The following is a 3,361-nucleotide window of genomic DNA, read 5'->3' on the forward strand; positions in this document are numbered from 1 at the left end:
TGATAACACAAAAGGCACGGCATAAAGCAATCTGATGAAAAATCCATCAGAATAATTTATGCTGTGCCTCTTTTTAATTTGGTGGAGTGTGGCATGGTTTGGTGCCAGATAAAATGCGGGATAACACCAAGGAACCATCCTTGAACCGCTGTTAAAGGCACTGACGGAACTGGCAGAAAGTAAGCCGGACAGTGAAGATATAGAACAACTGGATAATGAAATACACTCCTTAAGCGAGCAGAGCCGAATCCTAAATCAAGTAATGAAGAAGGGATATATGGACTCTGCTCTTTTTATGGAGAAAAATAACCTGCTTGCCCACAGACTGACAGAATGCAGAAGAAAGAAGACATTGTTTACAAGAAAACATAAGAGAACCAAGGAAATCGTCAGAACCGAGCAGTTAATCGGCTTGGTTAACAAAGAGGGATACCAGACTTCTTTTAACGAAGAATTATTCGACATGACGGTTAAGGAAATAAAAATATCCCTGGACCATGAAATCAGCTTCGTGTTAAAAAACGGTCTGGTGCTTACAGAGCAGGAAAGGGGGAGCGAGGATGCAGTGGCACACACCAATCGGGTATAAGGTCATAAATGGAAAGATAGAGGTTTATGAGGAACATAAAAATCTGGTGGTGCAGATTTTTACGGATTATGATAACGGAATTTCTGCATGGCGGATTGCAAAAAATCTGAAAGAAATGGGAGTTACCAATGCCCATGACAGAGTCGGCTGGTCCCATGCAACCATAGGCAGGATACTGGAGAATTACAACTATCTTGGAACAGAATATTATCCGCAGATTATCGACAGAGAATTGTTTGAGAGAGTGCAGAAAAGACGGGAGCAGGTGCGGGTAGAAGGAAGCAGAGGAAAACACCGGCCAAACAAAAAGGAAAGGCTCATCTTCAGCGGGGTGCTGATATGTGCAGAGTGTGGCAGCGTGTACAGCCACATCCAGCCACACAATAAAAAGAGGTCGGGTGGAATACCTAAATGGAAGTGCAAAAATTATGTGTACCAGAACCGGGTATCCTGCGGTGGCGGTTTTATATCAGACAAGCAGGTGGAAGAGGTATGTATCCACGCTATTAACGAACTGATACACAATCCCAAGCTGATAGAAAAATATGAAATGAAAGAACAGCAGGTCAGTCCCGAATACCGCAGAATCACAAGAAGCATTGAAGAGTCGAAAGAGATGGATGCCGATGAGATGATGGCACTTTTATTCCGACAGGCATCGGAACGGTACAAAACACTGGAGGTCCGGGATGAGGATATCAAGACAGAGGAAATGAGGCAGACGCTTGCCGATAGAGAGGAAATAGGCGAATTCGATGAGGAGCTGTACCGGAAACTAATCAAGCAGATTTTAGTATATAAGGATGACACCGTAGAGGTGGTTTTTTACAACAATAACAGCATTAAGATAGGCTACCGGGATTTATAGGGAGCCGGAAAGGAGCAGATATGCCACAGACAGCGGTAAAGAAGAAAGTATCCATGATACCTGCCAAACCGCAGTATGACAGAAGTATCAAGCTGTCAGAGAAGAAACTTAGGGTAGCAGCCTACTGCCGAGTCAGTACAGAGCTTGAGGAGCAGGAGAGCAGCTACGAGGCACAGGTGGAATACTACACACGAAAAATACAGGAAACAGACAACTGGAAAATGGCAGGTATTTATGCCGATGACGGTAAGAGCGCCACCAACACCAAAAAACGTGACGATTTCAATGCCATGATAAAGGATGCGTTGGATGGCAAAATCGACATGATACTGACAAAGTCAGTGAGCCGATTTGCAAGAAATACCGTCGACTCCCTGCTGACCATAAGGAAACTGAAGGAAAAGAATGTGGCGGTGGTTTTTGAGAAAGAGGGTGTCAACACCTTAGACGGAACCGGGGAAATCCTCATTACCATCTTAAGCAGTCTGGCACAGGAAGAAAGCCGAAACATCAGCGAGAATACCAGATGGGGTGTGGTGAGAAGGTTTGAAAATGGCAAGATGATTGTCAACCACAACAAATTCATGGGATACACCAAAAACGAAAATGGCGATCTGGTTATCGTACCGGAGGAGGCAGAAATCGTAAGGCTGATTTTCAGACTTTATCTGGAAGGCTACAGTGCAGGAAAGATAAGTAAATATCTGGAAGAACATAAAATAAAAACAGCCACAGGACAGGAAAAATGGCATGATACGGTTGTGCTGAAAATGCTCCGGAATGAGAAATACATGGGAGATGCCCTGCTGCAGAAAACCTACACTGTAGACTTTATGACAAAGAAAAAGGTTATGAACAAAGGAATTGTTCCACAATACTATGTGGAAGATGACCATGAGCCTATCATACCAAAGGAATTGTTTTACAGAGTGCAGGAAGAGATGGCGAGGCGTGCTGCCATGAATAAGTCTGCGGTAACAAGGAAGAAAAATCAAAAGAGCAAATTTTCCTCAGAATATGCCCTTACCGGTTTACTGCTCTGTGGAGACTGTGGGCAGGAATACAGAAGAGTCACATGGTCGAGGAATGGCAAAAAGAAGATTGTGTGGAGATGCAGTAACCGCCTGACTAACGGAACCAAGCACTGTAAGAAATCCGAGACCTTGGAAGAAGGTGCATTAAACCGGGCTGTCATGTTGGCAATTAACCGTATCACCTGCAATGACGGAGATTTTGTAGGAGCCTTTAGACAGAATGTCATCCGGGTAATCGGAAGCTACGGTTCGGAGCAGGAGCCGGACGAATACGATGATAAAATCAAAGCAAAGCAGGAAGAGATGGTGGCACTGATTGCAGAAAATGCAAAAGAGGGTTCCTACACCGATGAATTCGATGAAAGGTATCGAAAGATAGCGGAAGAAATCACCACCATAAAAGAGGAGCAGATAGAGGCCAGACGTAAGAAAAAACTGGCGGATAATTATGAACAGCGACTTCGGGATATGGACAATTTCCTACAGAGCCAGACCTGCAACATACCGGAATTTGACAATGACCTTGTAAGAAGGCTGATAGCAAGTATCAAAGTAGTCTCTGCCGAGAAGCTGATAATCCAGTTCCAGTCAGGAATCGTCATGGAACAGGAAATCAGTTATGACTAAGTAGCAGGCAGGGATGACAACTGAATAAAGACATGGGATTCCTGCCTGCAAAATGATTTTTATGAATTTATGGTAAGAATAAAATGCCCGATTGGTTCGGGTGTTTTATTGTTGGCATGATGTTGGGGTCAAAAGCCCTATAATAGTACCTTGAAAATTTTACACAAACACTCTATTTCTTGCTCGGTGTGATATACTGTGTTTATCAAGTAAAGGTGGTAAATACGAATGGCATTCAGAATA

The 3,361-nt window shown here is 43.6% G+C and carries 3 protein-coding genes; all 3 read left to right on the plus strand.

Features of this window, described 5'->3' with window-relative positions; all coding sequences use genetic code 11:
• Positions 1-277 precede the first annotated feature (277 nt).
• The 3 genes from FYJ45_RS28955 to FYJ45_RS28965 are packed head-to-tail and all read left to right on the plus strand — an operon-like array spanning position 278 to position 3,118.
• A complete protein-coding gene (locus FYJ45_RS28955; RefSeq protein ID WP_154468390.1) occupies positions 278-589 on the plus strand; it encodes a hypothetical protein in 312 nt (103 codons plus the stop codon).
• The gene (locus FYJ45_RS28960; protein ID WP_154468391.1) at positions 561-1,457 is read left to right on the plus strand and encodes a recombinase family protein; all 897 of its coding nucleotides are present in this window, start codon (positions 561-563) and stop codon (positions 1,455-1,457) included. Before FYJ45_RS28955 ends, FYJ45_RS28960 begins: the two co-directional genes overlap by 29 nt.
• A gap of 20 nt (positions 1,458-1,477) precedes the next feature.
• Entirely contained in the window at positions 1,478-3,118 is a 1,641-nt protein-coding gene (locus FYJ45_RS28965; protein WP_154468392.1) for a recombinase family protein, read from the plus strand.
• Positions 3,119-3,361: the final 243 nt, after the last annotated feature.

Source organism: Eisenbergiella porci, assembly GCF_009696275.1.
GTDB classification, from domain to species: Bacteria; Bacillota; Clostridia; order Lachnospirales; family Lachnospiraceae; genus Eisenbergiella; species Eisenbergiella porci.